The organism is Pigmentiphaga sp. H8 (genome assembly GCF_003854895.1).
Classification (GTDB): Bacteria; Pseudomonadota; Gammaproteobacteria; order Burkholderiales; family Burkholderiaceae_B; genus Pigmentiphaga.
In genome coordinates this window covers 3,537,648-3,555,111 of the sequence record NZ_CP033966.1, presented here as the reverse complement: position 1 = coordinate 3,555,111, position 17,464 = coordinate 3,537,648, and the positions used below count along the sequence as shown (strand labels likewise).

Sequence of the window (17,464 nt, the reverse complement as noted above, 5' to 3'; positions counted from 1 at the left end):
ATCAATATCCAGCGCCGGAATGCATGGGGAACAGGAGCCAGGACATGCCCGGAATCGACGAGGTCCACTACATGACGGCCGACGACGCGGCCAAGGCCTTGCGTGTCAAGAAGCAGACGCTCTATGCCTACGTCAGCCGGGGGTGGATACGGCGCCAGCGCCAGGGCGACGACGGTCCGGTCATGTACCTGCGCGAGGACGTGGAGCGGATGGGATCGCGCAGCCGCGCGCGGGCCGAAGGCGGACCCTCGAAGGGGGGTAGCCACCAGCCGCACTGGTCGGAGCCCATCATCCAGACCGCCGTGACCGAGATCACGCCGCGGGGGCCGGCCTACAGGGGATTTGCCGCGGTCGACCTGGCGGCAAGCGGAGAGCGGTTCGAGAACCTGGCCGAGCTGCTGTGGACCGGCGTGCGCCCGGAGGAGCCCGAAACCTGGCCGCCCGAGCCGCTGCCGGCGCTGGCGGTGCACGTGTTCCGCAAGCTGGACGGGGCCATGGAGCCCATCCAGTACTTCAGCGCGGCGGTTTCGCTGCTCGCGGTCGCGGGCGACTCGCGCCACGACACGCGGCATGGCACGACCCTGGCCGACGCGCGCGCCGCGCTGTCCCTGTTCGCCGGCTGCCTGGGCTACCTGGGCCCGGAAGCGGGGTTCGTCGTAGGCCGCGAAGGGGAGACACTCGCGGCCCACATCCTGAGGGCCGTCGGCACGCCGGCGAACCCGGTCCGCGAGCGCGCCGTCAACGCCGCCCTGGTACTGCTGGCGGATCATCACCTGACGCCCCAGGCCGTGGCCGTCCGGCTTGCCGCCTCCAGCGGCGCCAGCCTGCCGCACTGCCTGAACGCCGCGCTCAGCGTGCACAGCAATTCGCGCAGCCGGCGGGTGTACCGGCGCATCGAGGACCTGTTGCTGGAAGCGTCCGACGAGGCGGGATTCCTGGCGCGCATCGAGGAGTCGCTGCGCTCCAGCGGCCGGGCGCCGGGATTCTTCCATCGCATGTACCCCCAGGGCGATCCGCGGGTCGCGCCCCTCCTGTCCCTGGCGGCGGGCGCGCAGCCCACGCGCGGACGCCGGCCGGACTGGACCGGGTACCTGGCCGCGGTCCAGGCGCGCACCGGCATGGCGCCCACCGCCGAGGCGGCGCTGACCGTGCTGTGCCATGCCCTGGGCCTGCCGCGCCGTTCGTCGGGGGCGCTTTATGCGCTGGCGCGCTCGGCCGGGTGGATCGCCCATGCCATCGAACAGCGCATGGCGGGGGTGATGCTCAGGCCCCGCGCACGCTACCTGGGATAGCCGGGCGCCGTCCGCCGCGTCTTCCCTCTAAAATCCGTGGTTTTGGGGGCCGAGTCTTGACCGAATACCTGTTGTGGGGCAGCGCCGCCGCTGCCGTGCTCGCGGCATTGTTCGCACTGTTGGCGCTGCTGCGCAAACCGGGGGCGGATCCGCGCCTGGACCAGATCCTGACCGAGCAGGAGCGCCTGGAGCGCACGCTGCGGGCCGACATCACCGAAAGCCAGCGCGGCCTGCGGTCGGAACTGGCCGAGTCCACACGCGGACTGCGCACCGAACTGGGCCAGACGCTGGCCCAGGGCCTGCATGCCCTGGGCGGCCAGCAGGCGCAACAGGCCCAGGTGCTGAACCAGCAGCTCGATGCCTTCGCCCAGAACCTGACCACGCTGACGGCGCAATTGCAGGAACGCTTCGAGGCGCTGCGCATTTCTCTGACCCGCGACGCCGCGGCCAACCGCGACGAGAGCGCGCAGGCCCTGCAACGCTTCGCCGACCGTTTCTCGGAACAACTGCGCGTGCTGACCGAGGCCAATGAGCGCCGCATGGCCGAGGTCCGTACCACCGTGGAGCAGCGCCTCAAGGACATGCAGGCCGACAACTCCGTCAAGCTCGAGGAGATGCGCCGCACCGTGGACGAGAAACTGCACGCCACGCTGGAACAGCGGCTGGGCGAGTCCTTCAAGCTGGTCTCCGACCGGCTGGAGGCCGTGCACAAGGGGCTGGGCGAGATGCAGTCGCTGGCGGCCGGGGTGGGCGACCTCAAGCGCGTGCTGACCAACGTGAAGACGCGCGGAACCTGGGGCGAAGTGCAGCTGGGCATGCTGATCGAGCAGACCATGACGCCGGCGCAGTACGCCCGCAACATCAAGCCGGTGCCCGGCAGCGACGAACTGGTGGAATTCGCCATCCGCCTGCCGGGTCGCGGCGACGAGGCCGTGCCGGTATGGCTGCCGATCGACGCCAAGTTCCCCAAGGAGGAATACGAGCGCCTGGTGGACGCGCAGGAGCGCGCCGACCTCGATGCCGTGCGTACCGCCGGGCAGGCCTTCGAGCGCGGCGTGGAGCTGGAGGGGCGCCGCATCGGTTCCAAGTACATCGCGCCGCCGCACACCACCGACTTCGCCATCATGTTCCTGCCCACCGAGGGGCTGTATGCCGAGGTGCTGCGGCGCGCCGGATTGATGGACAAGCTGCACGCGCTGCGCATCAACGTGGCCGGCCCCAGCACTCTGGCCGCCTTGCTGAACAGCCTGCAGATGGGATTCCGGACGCTGGCCATCGAGCAGCGTTCGTCCGAGGTCTGGAAAGTGCTGGGCGCGGTCAAGTCGGAGTTCGGCAAGTTCGGCGATGCGCTGGCCAGCGTGAAAAAGACGCTGGAAACCGCCAGCAACAAGATCGGGCAGACCGAGGTGCGCACCCGCGCCATGCTGCGCAACCTGAAAACCGTCGAGGCCCTGCCGGAAGGCGAGACGCGCCAGTTGCTGGGGACCGAGGACGACAACCTCGCGGCCGACGAGGCCGATGGGGAAGCGGAAAACTAGGAGACGCGGGGCCAGACCCCGGGAGGCCGGCATGACCCTCGCATTCTGGTGTGTGTTCGTCGCGATACTGATGCCCTACGTCTGCTTCGGCATCGCCCGGAACCGCGCCCGGCCCCTGCGCGACAACCGCGATCCGCGCGATTTCCCGAACCGCATACAGGGCATCGCCAAGCGCGCCTGGAGCGCGCACCTGAACGCGTTCGAGACCCTGCCGGGTTTCGCCGCGGCCGTGATCATCGCCCACCTGGCGGGTACCCCGCAGAACCAGGCCGACGCCTGGGCGCTGGCGTGGGTCGCGGCGCGGCTGTTGTTCATCGGCTGCTACCTGGGCGACAAACCCGCCCTGCGTTCGACCGCGCACGTCGCCAGCATGATGTGCGTGCTGGGGTTGTTCGTGTCGGCGGCGATGGCGGGGCGGGTCGGGGGCTAGGAGCGAATAAAGAGAAAGAACGCAGGAGCAACAAAGGAGACAATTGCCTCGCATTGTCCGTCGTCTCTCGAAGCGGCGAGTGCCAAGATGGCGGCACTTGTTCATGGATTCGTGGAATGAAGATGACAGTGACAAACGGGCATTTCAGCGTTGGGCGCTATCTCGTCGGCGACAGGGTCGTCGTCGGCTGCCCCAAGGACGGCTACGTCGATATCGTGTGCGAGGGCGATGAGCTTCCCCGCATCCTGGAAACGGGCGCCGGCAGCCCCACCCGCAGGGTGTCCGCTGCCGAGGCACGGCTCCTTCCTCCCCTCGATCGGGCATCCCGGGTCTTTGCCGTCGCCGTCAACTACCGGGAACATGGCGCCGAAGCCAAGACGCTTCCTCCCATCCGCCCGGTCATTTTCTACAAGGCCCCTTCGAATTTCGTCGCGCACGGCGGAGTCTTGAATCCCAACGCGGGAATGACGGCGAAGTTCGACTACGAAGGAGAGATCGGTGTCGTCATCGGCCGCGTCTGCAAGGATGCGACGCTCGAAACGGCACTGGATCACGTCGCCGGGGTCTGTGCGCTGGACGACGGCTCGGCGCGCGACCTGACCCGGGTGTCGCTCGGCCCTCTCGGACCGGACGCGAAGACCTGGCCCGACTGGACCGCGGCCAAGGGGCTGGACGGCGCGTCCGCCCTGGGCCCGACCATTGCCTGCGGGCCGGACATCGTCGACGCCTTGCGCGCACGCACCCTGCGGATCTCCACCCGGCTCAACGGCGAAGTCGTGCAGGACGAGAGCATGACCGAGATGATCTTCTCCACCGAGGAACTCATCGTTGCGCTGTCGTCCTACATGACGCTGCTGCCTGGCGACGTCATCGCGACCGGCACGCCGGCGGGGGTCGGTTCCGCGCGCAATCGCTTTCTTGCCACGGGCGACGATCTGCAAATCCAGGTCAGCGGACTGGAGCCGCTGTGCGTAAAGGTGGGATGAACATGGAAAAAATCGACGGCAAGAGTTCGCACAAGCAGGCGGAGCGCTTGAGGCGCCTGACGGAAACCGCGGGCGACACCTCCATGGGCAAGGTGCTGCGGCAGTTCTGGCACCCCATCGCGCTTTCGAAAAGCGTGGCGGCGGGGACTGCCAAGCGCGTCCGCCTGTTGAGCGAGGACCTGACGCTTTACCGCGGCCAGGGCGGGACCGTCCATCTGGTGGGGGCCCGGTGCGCGCATCGGGGCACGCTGCTGCACACCGGCTGGATCGAAGGCGACCAAGTGCGCTGCATGTACCACGGCTGGAAATACGATGGCAGCGGCCAATGCACCGAGCGGCCGGCCGAGCGCCCCGGCAGCGAGGGCAGTGTGCGGATCGGCGCCTATCCGGTCCGGGAATACTGCGGCGTGATTTTCACGTACATGGGGGAAGGGGCGCCGCCGGATTTCGATCTTGTCCGCAGGAGCTCCTGCGAGCAGGAAGGCGTTTTCCTGTTGCAGCGCAAGGAGATATGGCCGTGCAACTGGCTTCAGGTCGCGGAAAATTCCCTGGATGCGGTGCACGTGAGTTTCGCGCACCAGATGGGGAAAGTGGGCGCCTTCGGCGAAGCCGTCCCCGCCGAGGTGCCGGAGATCAGCTATGAGGAAACCTCGGCGGGGATATGCCAGACCGCCGTCCGCAGGCTTGGTGAAAAGACCCAGGTCCGCGTCAGCGATTGGACGTTTCCCTATGGCAACACGGTCGTCATTCCCGGCGTCAAGGCCGGCGACCCCTGGATGGAAGTGACGAACTGGATGGTGCCCGTCGATGACGAACACACCATACGGATTTCCCTGCGGGCGGCTCCGTCGACGTCGCCGGAAGCGGACGAAGCCCTGAAGCGCTACTTCGACGAATGCGATGACTACAACTCGGCCGACCATCACGACGAACTGTTCGCGGGGCACTATCCCGACGACCCGCTCGTGCGCCTGACCAGCGCCCAGGATTACGTGGCGCTGATCGGCCAGGGAACCATCGCCGACCGGGCCAGCGAATGCCTGGGGGCATCGGACCGCGGCATCTCGATGCTGAGAAAGATCCTCTGGCGCGAAATGGACGCCGTCGAGACAGGAAAGCCGCCCAAGCAATGGCGGCGGCTCGACCAGCCATCGAAGCTCATGGGCTACGTGAAAGAAACCGATTGAGTCGGGCTCCAAGGAGGAGAGAAAAATGAGACACCAAGCGATGAAGTACGCCTGCGCGTTGTTGGCGGGGGCCTGTGCCTTGCCCGCCATGGCGGCGGCACCCGAAGGCAGCTTTCCGGCAAGGCCCATTACCCTGGTCGTGCCGTTCGCGGCGGGCAACGTCGCCGACGGCATCGCCCGCATCGTCGCGAACGCGCTGGGCGAGGATCTCGGCCAGCAGGTCGTCGTGGAGAATCGTCCTGGCGCGGGCGGGATCGGGGCGATCAGGCAGGTGGCCGCCGCGGCGCCCGATGGCTACACGGTGATATACATCGGCGTCGGGACGGCGATCAGCCAGTCGTTGTTCCGCACGCCTCCCTACGATATCGAAAAGAGCTTCGTGCCGATTTCGACCATGACGAGCAACGATGTGTTGATGCTCGCCAGCAGCAAATCCCGGCTCAAGAACGTTCAGGACGTGGTCCGCGAAGCGAAGGCCAAGGGCGACCGGTTCACCGTGGGCATATCGCTTATCGGGACGCTGCAGCATCTGACCGCCGAGCTGTTCAAGTCGAACGCGAAACTCGACTACACCATCGTCCCGTTCAAGACGGCGGCGAACTTGAATACCGCCTTGCAGAGCGGCGACATAGATATCGCGTTCGAGTATCTGCAGCCGATGTATGGTCTGATCGCCGATGGCGGCCTGAGCGCATTGGCCATAGGAAACGGCGCTCATCGTTCTCCCAGGCTGCCGGATGTGGCGACGTTCACCGAACTCGGCTATTCCAAGGTCCAGGTCGCGTCCTGGGGGATGCTGCTGGCCCCCGCGAAGACGCCCGAGGCGGTGGTGGAGCGCCTGAACAAAGGGATGCAGAACGTCTTGAACAATCCGGAGATCAGGGCGCGCCTCGAGAGCAATGGGTCGCGTGTGCTGGGCGGCACGACGGCGCAGGCGCGCGAGCTGATCTCCAGCGAAATAGCCCGGTGGCGCAAGGTGATCCAGGACGCCAGGATCGAACTGCAGTAGCCGGGCCGGCCGGGCGGCTCTATACGTTCATCACGGATACGAGCCGCGTGTCGAGATGGGCCTCCAGGGCCTCCGGGCCGCCGTCCGAGCCGTAGCCCGAGTCCTTCACTCCGCCGAAAGGCAGCTCCGGCCAGGCGGCGGCAGGCTGGTTGATCCACAGCATTCCGGCCTGGACGTGTTGCGTCAACTGGTGTGCATGCTTCAGCGAGCGCGTGTAGGCATAGGCGGCCAGTCCATACGGCAGCCGGTTCGCCTCGGCGATCGCTTCCTCCAGCGTCGCGAACCCCTGGATGGTGGCAATCGGACCGAAGGGTTCCTCGTTGAGCAGTCTGGCATCCTGCGGCACGCCAGTCAGGACGGTGGGTGTCCAGAAGTTGCCGGCCGTGCCCAGCCGCTCGCCGCCGGTCTCGATCGAGGCGCCGCGCCGTACCGCATCTTCGGTGAGCTGCGCCATGGCCGCGAGCCGGCGTGGATTGGCCAGCGGTCCCATCTGGGTGTCCGAGGCGAGGCCGTCGCCAAGCCGCAGGCTCCGTGCATGGGCGCTCAGTGCGGACGCGAAGTCCGTGCGTATGCTGTCGTGCACGAGGAAGCGGGTGGGGGCGATGCAGACCTGGCCGGCGTTGCGAAACTTGGCGGCGCCGGCGGACCGTATCGCCAGGTCGATGTCGGCGTCGTCGGCCACGATGACGGGGGCATGGCCACCGAGTTCCATCGTCACCCGCTTCATATGCCGGCCGGCGAGCGCGGCCAGCTGCTTGCCCACCGGGGTGGAGCCGGTGAACGATACCAGGCGGATCGCGGGGTGGGCGATCAGGTGGGCGGAAATCTGGGCGGGGTTGCCGTAGACGAGGCCGATCACGCCCGGCGGCACCCCCGCGTCGGCGAAGGCCTGGAACAGGGCCGCCGCCGCCGCGGGGGTTTCCTCGGCGGCCTTCAGAATGATCGAGCAGCCCGCGGCCAGCGCCGCCGCGATCTTGCGCGTCGCCTGATTGATCGGGAAGTTCCAGGGCGTGAACGCCGCGACCGGGCCCGCCGGGACCTTCAGCACCAGTTGCTGGGCCCCCGGCACGCGCGAGGGTACGATGCGTCCATAGACCCGCAATGCTTCGTCGGCGAACCACTCGATCATTTCGGCCGCCATCGAGGTTTCGTGCTTCGCTTCGGCCAGGGGCTTGCCCTGTTCCCGGGTGATGATGGCCGCGATGCCTGGCGCGCGCTCGCGCAGCAGTGCCGCCGCTCGCCGCATGAGCCGGGCGCGCTCGGCTGCCGGCGTGTTCCGCCAGGTGTCGAAACCCTGCCGCGCGGCAAGGAGCGCGCGGTCGAGGTCGGCGATCCCCGCGTGGCTGAGGCGGCCGATTTCCGTGCCGGTGGCCGGGTTGACGACCGGCAGGGTACGGCCGTCGGCCGCATCCTGCCACTGATTGGCGATGAAGAGCCGCGTATCGGGATAGTTCATGCCGGTCCCGCCTCGCGCGCTGCCTTCTCCAGGCGTTCCAGGGCCTGGGTGCGCAGCTGGGTCAACGTGGAAGAAGGCGTGATGGCCTCGGGGTCGATCACGCAGTGCAGCAGGCTGGGCAGGCCCGAGGCCAATGCCCGGCGCAGGGCGGGCCCGCAGTCCTCGGCCGTGGCCAGCCGCTCGGCGTACCCGCCGAATGCGCGGGCATAGGCGACGAAGTCCGGATTCTGCAAGGTCGTGGCGGAGACGCGCCCCGGATACCCGCGTTCCTGATGCGCCCGGATCGTTCCGTACATCCCGTTGTCGACCAGGAGCACGATCAGAGGGAGCCTGTACTGGACGGCCGTCGCGAATTCCTGGCCGGTCATCAGGAAGTCGCCGTCGCCGGCCAGCACCAGTACCGTCCGCTGCGGGTACAGCCGCTTGGCGCCCACGCCCGCGGGAAACCCATAGCCCATGGAACCGGAGGTCGGCGCCAGCTGGGTGCCGAACGCCTCGAACGGCCAGAATCGCTGGGCCCATGTGCAGAAGTTGCCGGCGCCATTGCAGACGATGGTGTCCCGCGGCAGTTCCGCCTGCAGGGCGCGCATGACGGCGGGCATCTTGACCGCTCCGGGAACCTGGATGTCGGACAGGTCGCGCCAGCGCAGCGCATCGGCTGCCGCCTCGCGCGTCCATTCGCGCACCTCGCGCCCGGGCGCGGCCTGGAGGGCCGCCAGGCTCTCGCAGAATCCTCGCGGAGTCGCATTGATGGCCAGATGGGCCCGATACACCCGGCCAAGTTCGTCGGGGTCCGCGTGCACGTGCACCAGTGTCTGCGCCGGGGTCGGCACATTCAGCAGCGAATAGCCCTGCGACGGGACTTCGGACAATCTGCCCCCGACCAGCAGGACGAGATCGGCCTGTCTGATCCTGTCCAGCAGCCTGGGGTTGGCACCGTAGCCGAGTTCTCCCGCATAGCAGGGATGGGCCTGCGAAAACAGCATCTGCCGCCGGAACGAACAGACTACCGGTAACTGGAAGGCCTGGGCGAAATCCTGGAAGCGCCCGACGTCGGCCGCGGACCAGCGGCTGCCGCCCAGGATGGCCAGGGGGCGCCGCGCGCCCGCCAGCAGTGTCCGCAGTTGCTCGATCTGATCCGGCGCCGGATGGGTCTCGGTGATCCGGTAGGGAAGCGCATCCGGCACGTCGACGGTTTCCGCCAGCATGTCCTCGGGCAAGGCCACCACCACGGGACCGGGACGGCCGGAGGTGGCCACGTGGAACGCGCGCGAGACCAATTCGGGAATGCGCCGGGCATCGTCGATCTCGACCACCCACTTGGCCATGGTGCCGAAAACGGCCTGGTAGTCCAGTTCCTGGAAGCACTCGCGGCCCCGGGTGCCGCGCTCGATCTGGCCGACGAACAGTATCATCGGCGTCGAGTCCTGGCTCGCGACGTGGATGCCGGCCGCGGCGTTGGTGGCGCCCGGGCCGCGCGTCACGAAGCAGATGCCGGGGGTTCCCGTCAGCTTGCCCTGTGCCTCGGCCATCATCGCGGCACCGCCCTCCTGGCGGCAGACGGTGACTTCCACGGGCACGTCGAGCAGCGCATCGAGCACGGCGAGATAGCTTTCCCCGGGAACGCAGAAAATGTGCTTGACGCCGTGCAGCGCGAGTTGGCCGGCCAGGACGGCGCCGGCGGTGCGCGCCGTGGCCGGTCCGGAGCCGGGAAGGGGAGGTGCCGTCATGTTCATCGCGGGTCCTTGATAGCATTGCTCTGGGCCAGGGGTGGCAGGCCGGCGCAAAGTGTAGGTAGCCCGGTATCTCGCAACAATGAGGAAAGCACGGCGATTGTCCTGTTTGTTGCTATGTGTCCGGCGGGAGAAGGCCTCTTCCGTGGTCGTAGGCAAGCACGAGGAAATCCGAGGTTATGGAAAATACGTTGGTCAGGCTGGTGATATCCCAGTCGGAGCTTTTCTCTACATGGCCCGCGGAGACGATTTCTCGCCTCGTGTCGGCAGCCGACCTGTGCACGGTCGAGGCGGACACCTGTCTGATCAGGACCGGGGAAACCGCCCACTTCCTGTACATCCTGGCAACGGGGTCCATGCATCTCGTGCGCGGGACGCCGTCTGGCAGGAACTTCACGGCGGGTCTGCACCTGCCGGGGGACTACCACGGCCTGGGGCCGGTCCTGACCCAGGTGCCCTATTTCTACACGGCGATATGCAAGCAGAAGAGCATCCTGGTCAGGATTCCGGCGCCCCTGCTGCGTGAAATCCTGTGCGAGGATGGGCAGCTGTCGTTCACGCTGTTTGCCGGGCTTGGCCAGCGGCACCGGCGCGCGCTCGATCATTTCGAAAGCGCGGCCACCCACCCGACGAATGCCCGGGTCGCGCAATTGCTGAAGGCCATCCATGCCCGATCCCGGCGCGGCATCGAGTCCGCGGACGTCAGCCTGTCGCAGGTCGAAATCGCCACGATGCTGGGAACGCGAAGGCAGGTGGTCAACCGGGTGCTGCGTGCCATGGCCGAAGAAGGCATCGTCGAAATCCGGTATGGAAAGATCTCCATCACGGATTGGGCGAAGCTGGAAAAAATGGCCGGGGAGCCGTCCTTGCCGCCCTCGCTGTAGAAAAACGCGCTGAAGCAACAAAGGAGACACTTGCTCCGCAATGTCCGTCGCCTTCCGCGGCGCCGAATGCCAACATGGCCGGCCGATAAGCGTTGAAACATGTCTGGACAAGGAGGTTTGCGGATGAACGGCGCGAAGAGCCTGGTGGAAACCTTGTTGGCCGCCGGGGTGGATACCTGCTTCGCCAATCCGGGGACGAGCGAAATGCATTTCGTCGCCGCGCTGGACCAGAGCCCCGGAATGAAGTGCGTGCTCGGCTTGCAGGAGAACATCGTCACCGGCATGGCCGATGGCTATTTCCGGCTGGCCCGCAAGCCCGCCTGCACGCTGTTGCACTGCGGCCCCGGCCTGGCCAACGGCATGGGCAACCTGCACAACGCGCGCCGCGCGCGCAGCGGCATCGTCAACATCGTGGGTGACCAGGCGACCTACCATCGCCCCTACGATGCGCCGCTGACCGCGGATACCGCCGGCATGGCGCGGACGGTTTCGGCCTGGGTGCGCACCAGCGCCGGGACCGCTGATCTCGGACGGGACGCGGTGGAGGCTGTGCGCGCGGCGCGCACCTTCCCGGGGCAGATCGCCACGCTGATCCTGCCCGCCGACGTGTCCTGGCAAGAGGGGGGCGTGCCCGGGGAACCCATGGATCCGCCGTTGCCCCCCGCCATCGACGGCCAGGCGGTCGAGGCGGTGGCACGCCTGCTGCGCGATCGCCGCGACGTCTTGATCCTGCTGGCGGGGCATGGCGTGCTGAGCGAGGCGCAGGGTTTTGCCTGGCGGGTCGCCCATGCGACGGGCGCGGCGGTGATGGCCAGCTATGTGACCGCGCATCTGGCGCGCGGCCGCGGCCGCATGCCGCTCGAACGGGTGCCCTATGGCATGGACCACGCCATCCAGGCGCTCGATCGGTACAGGCACATCATCCTGGTGGGCGCCGAGCCGCCGGTCGGATTCTTCGGTTATCCCGGCAAGCCCTCGATCCAGTACCACCCGGATACCCGGTTCCATGTCTTGTCCCGCCCGGACCAGGATCCCGTCGAGGCGCTTCGGGCGCTGGCGCAGGCGCTCGATGCGCCGGCGGCGGCCATGCCGGATCCCGGCCCCCGCCCGAGCCCGGGAACCGGCCTGCCCACGCCCGAAGGCCTGGCCCGCACGCTCGCGGCGACGATGCCCGAGCATGCCATCGTGTCCGACGAGAGCATTTCCTACGGCCGGGGCTTCTACCCGTTCACGCACGGCGCGCCCGCGCACGACTGGCTGCATCTGGCGGGCGGCGCCATCGGCGATGGAATGCCCGTGGCCACCGGCGCGGCGCTTGGCGCCGGCAAGCAGCGCAGAGTGATCAATCTGCAGGCGGACGGTTCCGCCATGTACTCGCTGCAGTCGCTGTGGACGCAGGCGCGCGAGGCGCTGCCCGTTACCACGATCATTCTCAACAACCGCAAGTACAACATCCTGATCGGCGAGTACGCGAGCGTGGGCGCGACGCCGGGCGAGACGGCGATGAGCATGCTGGACCTGGGCAACCCGCCCCTCGATTGGGTCAAGCTTGCCCATGGCATGGGCGTCGAGGCGGCGCAGGCCACCACGCTGGAGCGTTGCGCGGACCTGATGAAGAGCAGCTTCGGCAGGCAGGCGCCGTTCCTGATCGAACTGATGGTGTGACATCGCCTGGCCGGAAGGCCGGTTTCCGTAAGCGTGTGCAACAGAAACGTTGCGCGTCTGGATGGACCTGTATATTGCAACCAAACGGTTGCAATAGGAGTTCCGCCATGACATCGCTCGACCGCATCGAAAAGCAGGTCGTGTTGCGCGCGCCGGTCGAGCGCGTGTGGCGCGCCTTGACCGACATCCAGGAGTTCGCGCAGTGGTTCGGCGTCAAGCTGGACCAGCCCTTTGCCCCCGGCCGCGCCATTACCGGCAGCTTCGAGGGCGGGTTCGACCAGGACGAGATCACGCGCTACCAGGCCTCGCTGGGCCTGCAGCCGGCCGCGATACGCCAGCCGCTTCCCCACGCGGTGTTCTGCACCGTCGAGCGCATGGAAGCGCCGCGCGTTTTCAGTTTTCGCTGGGTGCCGTTCGGCATCGATGCCGAGTGCGATCCCGAGCAGGAGCCCACGACCCTGGTCGAGTTCCAGCTGGAGACCGTGCCCGAGGGCACGCGGCTGACCATCACCGAGTCGGGATTCGAGCGCGTGCCGGCGCACCGCCGCGAACGCGCCTTCATGATGAACGACGGCGGATGGGCCGCCCAGGCCGACAACATCCGGCGCCATGTCGAAGGGGCGTGAGCACGAGCTGGCGCGGGTGTTCGCCGCGCTGGGCGACGCGACCCGGCTGGCCCTGGTCGCCCACCTGCTGGCCGGCGGGGCCTTGTCGGCCACCGCGCTGGCCGAGGGCCGGGACATCTCGCGGCAGGCCATCGTCAAGCATCTCCAGGTGCTGGAAGCGGCGGACCTGGTCGTGCGCGAGCGCCAGGGCCGCGAGGTGCTGTACACCCTCGATCCACGCCGCGTGGACGAGGCAAGAGCCTTCCTGGACGCGGTCTCGGCCGGGTGGGACCGCGCCATCGGGCGCTTGAGGAAACTCGTCGAGGCGCCGTGACGCGGCGTCCGGCCAGACACGACAGGAGCATCATCCATGAAAGACATCGCCACCTTCCTGATGTTCTCGGGCGAGCGGCATGGCCGGGCCGAGGAAGCGATCGGCTTCTACGTCTCGCTGTTCCCCGGTTCGGCCATCGACCGCATCGACCGCTACGGTCCCGGCGAGAGCGACCCCGAAGGCACCGTCCGCACCGCATGGTTCACGCTGCACGGCCGGCGCTTCATGGCGATCGACAGTTCGGCTCCCCATGCCTTCAACTTCACCCCGTCGGTGTCGCTGTTCGTGGAGTGCGACCAGGAGGAGGAGATCGACCGGCTTCATGCCGCGCTGGCCGACGGCGGCCAGGAGCTGATGCCGCTGGGCAATTACGGCTTCAGCCGTCGCTTCGGATGGGTGGCCGACCGGTTCGGCATATCGTGGCAGCTCAACCTCGCGTGACGCCGGGCCTGATCCGTGGTTTGCAGGATCAGGCAAAACACAGGCAGGAATCGGTATTGTCCCCAGGTAGCCGCCTTACGTAACCTCTGTCACGGCCGGATAGGGATCCGGCATCTTTTCCGCAGGGGACGTGGCAATGGCGATTCAGCTCGAGATCAATGGCAAACAGACTGCGCTGGACGCGCCCGGCGAAATGCCACTGCTATGGGCCCTGCGCGATCTGGCAAACCTGACCGGCACGAAATACGGATGCGGGATGGCGCTGTGCGGCGCCTGTACGGTGCATGTGGACGGCGCGCCGGTGCGCGCCTGCGTGACGCCGGTCTCCTCGGTCGAAGGCAAGCCGGTCACGACCATCGAAGGCGTGGGGAACGACGCCGTGGGCCGGGCCGTGCAGGCCGCATGGCAGGAACTGGACGTCGTGCAATGCGGCTACTGCCAGTCGGGCCAGATCATGTCGGCCGCCGCGCTGCTGCGCACGAACCCGCGTCCCACGGACGAGGACATCGACGGGGCGATGAGCGGCAATGCGTGCCGCTGCGCGACCTATGTCCGCATCCGGGCCGCCATCCATCGCGCCGCCCAGGCACTGGCCTGAGGAGGAAGGCATCATGATCTTCACCCTCGACAACACGACGGATCGCCAGCAAGCCTCGCTGGTCAATGTCAGCCGCCGCCGCTTCGTGCAGGGCGCGGGCGTGCTGGTGCTGGGCTGGCAACTGCCCGGCGCCCTGGCCGCGACGCCGGCGGCGGACGGGGCGGATGCCTTCGCGCCGAATGCCTTTCTGTCCATCGATGCCCAAGGCCGGGTCACGGTGTATGCCAAGCACGTGGAGATGGGGCAGGGGGCCTATACGGGCCTGGCGACCCTGGTGGCCGACGAGCTGGACGCGGACTGGGCGCAGGTGCGGGTCGAAGGCGCGCCCGCCGACACCGCGCGCTACAAGAACCTGGCCATGGGCATACAGGGTACCGGCGGCAGCACGGCCATGGCCAACTCCTTCAAGCAGATGCGCGAGGCGGGCGCCGCCGCGCGCGCCATGCTGGTCGGCGCGGCGGCGCAGGCCTGGAAGGTCGACCCGGCCACGATTACCGTGCGCGAAGGCGTCGTCCGCCATGCCGCCTCGGGCCGGAAAGCCGGATTCGGCGAACTGGCCGGGGCCGCGGCGGCGCAGCCGGTGCCTGCCAAGCCCCGGCTGAAATCGCCCAAGGAGTTCGGCCTGATCGGCAAGGCGTCGCTGCGGCGCGCGGACTCGGCCGACAAGGTGCACGGCCGCGCCCGGTTCACGCAGGACGTCAAGCTGCCCGGCATGCTGATCGCGATCGCGGCGCATGCGCCGCGCTTCGGCGCGACCGTGGCCGGCTACGACGCCAGTGCCGCCCTGGCCGTTCCCGGCGTGGTGGCCGCGATCCCCTTCGAGGGGTCGGCGCACCGTTCGGCCGGTGTCGCCGTGCTGGCGCGCAATACCTGGGCCGCCCGCACCGGGCGCGATGCCCTGAAGGTGCAATGGGACGAGCGCCGCGCCTATACCGAGGGCAGCGACGAACTTTTGGCCCGGTATCGCCAGGCCGCCGCGCGCCCTGGCCTGCCCGCCGCCGCGCGCGGCAATGTCGAGGCCGCGTTCGCCCAGGCCGCCAAGGTGATCGAGGCGGACTACGAGTTCCCGTTCCTGGCCCACGCCAGCATGGAGCCGTTGAACTGCGTCGTGCAACTGGGCGACGGCCGGTGCGAGATCTGGAACGGCGAGCAGTTCCAGACCATGGACCAGAAAGCCGTGGCCGACTATCTCGGCATTGCGCCCGAGCGGGTCACGATCAATCAGCTGTATGCAGGCGGCAGCTTCGGCCGGCGCGCCAGCCCGCATGCCGACTACGTGGTCGAGGCCGTCGCCATCGCGCAGGGCGCCCGCAAGGCGGGGTTCGACGTTCCGGTCAAGATGGTCTGGACGCGCGAGGACGACATGCGCGGCGGATACTATCGGCCCGCCTACCTGCACCGCGCCCGGCTCGCCCTGGACGAGCGGGGCAGGCTGCAGGCCTGGCAGGTGCGCGTGGTCGGACAGTCGCTGATCAAGGGTTCCGTGTTCGAGGAATTCATGATCAAGAACGGTATCGACGCCACCTCGGTCGAGGGCCTGTCCGACCTGCCCTACGGCATCCCCAACCTGAGCGTGGAGCTGCATACCCCCGACGACGTGAGCGTGCCCGTGCAGTGGTACCGGTCGGTCGGGCACACGCATACCGCGTTCACAGCCGAGACGCTGGTGGACGAGGCGGCGCATGCCGCGCGCCGCGATCCGGTCGCGCTGCGGCGCGACTTGCTCAAGGGCCATCCGCGCCACCTGGCCGCGCTGGAGACGGCGGTGCGCGCCGCGCAATGGGACCGTCCGCTGGCGGCGGGGAAAAGCGGCGTGCGCCGGGGCCGGGGCGTGGCGGTGCACGAGTCCTTCAACAGCGTGGTGGCACAGGTGGTCGAGGTGAGCGTGGACGCCGAGGGCGGACTGAAGGTGGACCGCGTGGTCTGCGCCGTGGCGTGCGGATTGGCGATCAATCCGGACGTGGTCAAGGCGCAGATGGAGGGCGGCATAGGCTTCGCGCTGTCGACCGCGCTGCATGGCGCCATCACGCTGGACAAGGGCGCCGTCGTGCAGAGCAACTTCCACGACTATCCCGTGCTGCGCATCAACGAGATGCCGCGTGTCGAGGTGCACATCGTGCCGTCCCAGGACGATCCCACCGGCGTGGGCGAGCCCGGCGTGCCGCCGCTGGCGCCGGCGCTGGCCAACGCGATCTTCGCCGCGACCGGCGAGCGCGTGCGGACCCTGCCGATCCGCACGCCTTTGCGCAAGGCGGTCTGAGCATGGCAATATCGTCGCTTGTCCTGCGCTTTCCACGATGACCATGTCCCAGCCGGCCTTTCCCGCCGATAGCGTCCCACGCGACGAGGAACCCGGTCAGTTGGCCGCCGCGCGGCGCGAGCTGGCCGGCCGCATCGCGCGGCACGCCCCGGTCGACGGGGCACACCCCAGCACCTACCCGGGGCTGTCGTTCGTGCGCTTCTCCGGTCCCTCTGAATCCAACTGCGGCTTCTACCGGCCTTCGCTGACGATCGCCGCGCAGGGTGCCAAGCGCGTCGAGCTGGGCGAGGCCGTCTACGAGTACGACGAACGTCACTTCCTGCTGTCCTCGTTCGACCTGCCGGTGCAGGCCCGCATCACCTGCGCGTCGCAGGCAGAGCCCTACCTGTGCGTGGCGCTGGACATCGACCCGCAGCGCCTGGGCGAACTGGTAGGCGAGCACGGCCTGCCGCCGGCGTCCGAGGCACCGGGCATGCGCGGGCTGGCCGTGGGCACGACCCCGCTGGCCCTGATCGAGCCCATGCTGCGCCTGGTTCGCCTGTTGGACACGCCCGAGCACCTGGCGGTGCTGGGGCCGCTGGCCGAGCGCGAGATCCTGTACCGGGTGCTGACCGGCGAACTGGGCCGGCGGCTGCGCCAGGCGGCCCTGTCGGCCGGGGCTTCCAGCCAGGTCGCCCGCGCCATCGCCTGGATCAAGGAAAACTACACCGTACCGCTGCGCATCGAGGCGCTCGCCCAGGCGGTCAACATGAGCCCGTCCTCGCTGCACCACCATTTCAAGGCCGTCACGGCCATGAGCCCGCTGCAGTTCCAGAAGCAGCTGCGGCTGCGCGAGGCGCGCACGCTGATGCTGTCCGAGCTGCTGGATGCCGGCAGCGCGGCGCGCCGGGTCGGCTACGAAAGCGCGTCGCAGTTCAGCCGCGAATACAGCCGCCTGTTCGGTTCGCCGCCCTTGCGCGACGTGGCCAGGCTGCGCAACGGCGATCCGGCGGAGACCGCGGCGGCCTGACCCGCTGGCGCTCGGCGCTACACTCGACGCATGGCGA

Annotated in this window: 16 protein-coding genes; 14 read left to right on the top strand and 2 right to left on the bottom strand. The window is 68.3% G+C overall.

Annotated features, from left to right (window positions below):
- Nucleotides 1–44: 44 nt before the first annotated feature.
- From EGT29_RS16810 to EGT29_RS16785, 6 genes are all read left to right on the top strand, one after another.
- Nucleotides 45–1,292: a citrate synthase gene (locus EGT29_RS16810; RefSeq protein WP_161567848.1), complete on the top strand. Its 1,248-nt coding sequence runs from the start codon at nt 45–47 to the stop codon at nt 1,290–1,292.
- A gap of 56 nt (nt 1,293–1,348) precedes the next feature.
- The gene (gene rmuC / locus EGT29_RS16805; protein ID WP_124690057.1) at nt 1,349–2,830 is read left to right on the top strand and encodes a DNA recombination protein RmuC; all 1,482 of its coding nucleotides are present in this window, start codon (nt 1,349–1,351) and stop codon (nt 2,828–2,830) included.
- Between the two features lie 31 nt (nt 2,831–2,861).
- Nucleotides 2,862–3,260 carry an MAPEG family protein gene (locus EGT29_RS16800; RefSeq protein WP_124690056.1) on the top strand — a complete coding sequence of 133 codons (399 nt, stop codon included), beginning with the start codon at nt 2,862–2,864 and terminating at the stop codon, nt 3,258–3,260.
- Nucleotides 3,261–3,382: 122 nt separating this feature from the next.
- Nucleotides 3,383–4,246: a fumarylacetoacetate hydrolase family protein gene (locus tag EGT29_RS16795; RefSeq protein WP_161567847.1), complete on the top strand. Its 864-nt coding sequence runs from the start codon at nt 3,383–3,385 to the stop codon at nt 4,244–4,246.
- A gap of 2 nt (nt 4,247–4,248) precedes the next feature.
- Nucleotides 4,249–5,433, top strand: coding sequence for a Rieske 2Fe-2S domain-containing protein (locus tag EGT29_RS16790; protein ID WP_238160030.1), 1,185 nt, complete (start codon nt 4,249–4,251; stop codon nt 5,431–5,433).
- A gap of 25 nt (nt 5,434–5,458) precedes the next feature.
- Nucleotides 5,459–6,442 (top strand): tripartite tricarboxylate transporter substrate binding protein, encoded by a 984-nt coding sequence (locus EGT29_RS16785; protein ID WP_124690054.1) that lies wholly within the window; start codon nt 5,459–5,461, stop codon nt 6,440–6,442.
- Between the two features lie 19 nt (nt 6,443–6,461).
- On the opposite strand, the gene EGT29_RS16780 is transcribed toward EGT29_RS16785, so the two are convergent.
- Both EGT29_RS16780 and EGT29_RS16775 read right to left on the bottom strand, forming a co-directional pair.
- Entirely contained in the window at nt 6,462–7,898 is a 1,437-nt protein-coding gene (locus EGT29_RS16780) for an NAD-dependent succinate-semialdehyde dehydrogenase (protein ID WP_124690053.1), read from the bottom strand.
- A complete protein-coding gene (locus tag EGT29_RS16775) occupies nt 7,895–9,628 on the bottom strand; it encodes a thiamine pyrophosphate-binding protein (RefSeq protein ID WP_238160028.1) in 1,734 nt (577 codons plus the stop codon). Before EGT29_RS16775 ends, EGT29_RS16780 begins: the two co-directional genes overlap by 4 nt.
- 263 nt (nt 9,629–9,891) lie before the next feature.
- Here EGT29_RS16775 and EGT29_RS16770 point away from each other — a divergent pair, with 263 nt between their 5' ends.
- From EGT29_RS16770 to EGT29_RS16735, 8 genes are all read left to right on the top strand, one after another.
- Complete coding sequence (locus EGT29_RS16770) at nt 9,892–10,515, top strand: Crp/Fnr family transcriptional regulator (RefSeq protein ID WP_161567846.1); 624 nt, start codon at nt 9,892–9,894, stop codon at nt 10,513–10,515.
- Nucleotides 10,516–10,638: 123 nt separating this feature from the next.
- Nucleotides 10,639–12,180 (top strand): acetolactate synthase large subunit, encoded by a 1,542-nt coding sequence (locus tag EGT29_RS16765; RefSeq protein ID WP_124690050.1) that lies wholly within the window; start codon nt 10,639–10,641, stop codon nt 12,178–12,180.
- 107 nt (nt 12,181–12,287) lie between these two features.
- Complete coding sequence (locus tag EGT29_RS16760) at nt 12,288–12,806, top strand: SRPBCC family protein (protein ID WP_124690049.1); 519 nt, start codon at nt 12,288–12,290, stop codon at nt 12,804–12,806.
- Nucleotides 12,790–13,119, top strand: a complete 330-nt coding sequence (locus EGT29_RS16755; RefSeq protein WP_124690048.1) for a helix-turn-helix transcriptional regulator — start codon at nt 12,790–12,792, stop codon at nt 13,117–13,119. Before EGT29_RS16760 ends, EGT29_RS16755 begins: the two co-directional genes overlap by 17 nt.
- 36 nt (nt 13,120–13,155) lie before the next feature.
- Nucleotides 13,156–13,560 carry a VOC family protein gene (locus EGT29_RS16750; protein WP_124690047.1) on the top strand — a complete coding sequence of 135 codons (405 nt, stop codon included), beginning with the start codon at nt 13,156–13,158 and terminating at the stop codon, nt 13,558–13,560.
- A 136-nt stretch (nt 13,561–13,696) separates the two neighbouring features.
- On the top strand, nt 13,697–14,158 hold the full coding sequence (locus EGT29_RS16745; protein WP_124690046.1) for a (2Fe-2S)-binding protein: 462 nt from the start codon (nt 13,697–13,699) through the stop codon (nt 14,156–14,158).
- Nucleotides 14,159–14,171: 13 nt separating this feature from the next.
- Nucleotides 14,172–16,418 (top strand): xanthine dehydrogenase family protein molybdopterin-binding subunit, encoded by a 2,247-nt coding sequence (locus tag EGT29_RS16740; RefSeq protein WP_124690045.1) that lies wholly within the window; start codon nt 14,172–14,174, stop codon nt 16,416–16,418.
- Between the two features lie 37 nt (nt 16,419–16,455).
- On the top strand, nt 16,456–17,427 hold the full coding sequence (locus tag EGT29_RS16735; protein WP_370282411.1) for an AraC family transcriptional regulator N-terminal domain-containing protein: 972 nt from the start codon (nt 16,456–16,458) through the stop codon (nt 17,425–17,427).
- Nucleotides 17,428–17,464: the final 37 nt, after the last annotated feature.

Coding starts and splice junctions, on each gene's coding strand:
- EGT29_RS16810 (WP_161567848.1), top strand. CDS start 45: ATGCCCGGAATCGACGAGGTCCACTACATGACGGCCGACGACGCGGCC.
- EGT29_RS16800 (WP_124690056.1), top strand. CDS start 2,862: ATGACCCTCGCATTCTGGTGTGTGTTCGTCGCGATACTGATGCCCTAC.
- EGT29_RS16795 (WP_161567847.1), top strand. CDS start 3,383: ATGACAGTGACAAACGGGCATTTCAGCGTTGGGCGCTATCTCGTCGGC.
- EGT29_RS16790 (WP_238160030.1), top strand. CDS start 4,249: ATGGAAAAAATCGACGGCAAGAGTTCGCACAAGCAGGCGGAGCGCTTG.
- EGT29_RS16785 (WP_124690054.1), top strand. CDS start 5,459: ATGAGACACCAAGCGATGAAGTACGCCTGCGCGTTGTTGGCGGGGGCC.
- EGT29_RS16780 (WP_124690053.1), bottom strand. CDS start 7,898: ATGAACTATCCCGATACGCGGCTCTTCATCGCCAATCAGTGGCAGGAT.
- EGT29_RS16775 (WP_238160028.1), bottom strand. CDS start 9,628: ATGACGGCACCTCCCCTTCCCGGCTCCGGACCGGCCACGGCGCGCACC.
- EGT29_RS16765 (WP_124690050.1), top strand. CDS start 10,639: ATGAACGGCGCGAAGAGCCTGGTGGAAACCTTGTTGGCCGCCGGGGTG.
- EGT29_RS16760 (WP_124690049.1), top strand. CDS start 12,288: ATGACATCGCTCGACCGCATCGAAAAGCAGGTCGTGTTGCGCGCGCCG.
- EGT29_RS16755 (WP_124690048.1), top strand. CDS start 12,790: ATGTCGAAGGGGCGTGAGCACGAGCTGGCGCGGGTGTTCGCCGCGCTG.
- EGT29_RS16750 (WP_124690047.1), top strand. CDS start 13,156: ATGAAAGACATCGCCACCTTCCTGATGTTCTCGGGCGAGCGGCATGGC.
- EGT29_RS16745 (WP_124690046.1), top strand. CDS start 13,697: ATGGCGATTCAGCTCGAGATCAATGGCAAACAGACTGCGCTGGACGCG.
- EGT29_RS16740 (WP_124690045.1), top strand. CDS start 14,172: ATGATCTTCACCCTCGACAACACGACGGATCGCCAGCAAGCCTCGCTG.
- EGT29_RS16735 (WP_370282411.1), top strand. CDS start 16,456: ATGACCATGTCCCAGCCGGCCTTTCCCGCCGATAGCGTCCCACGCGAC.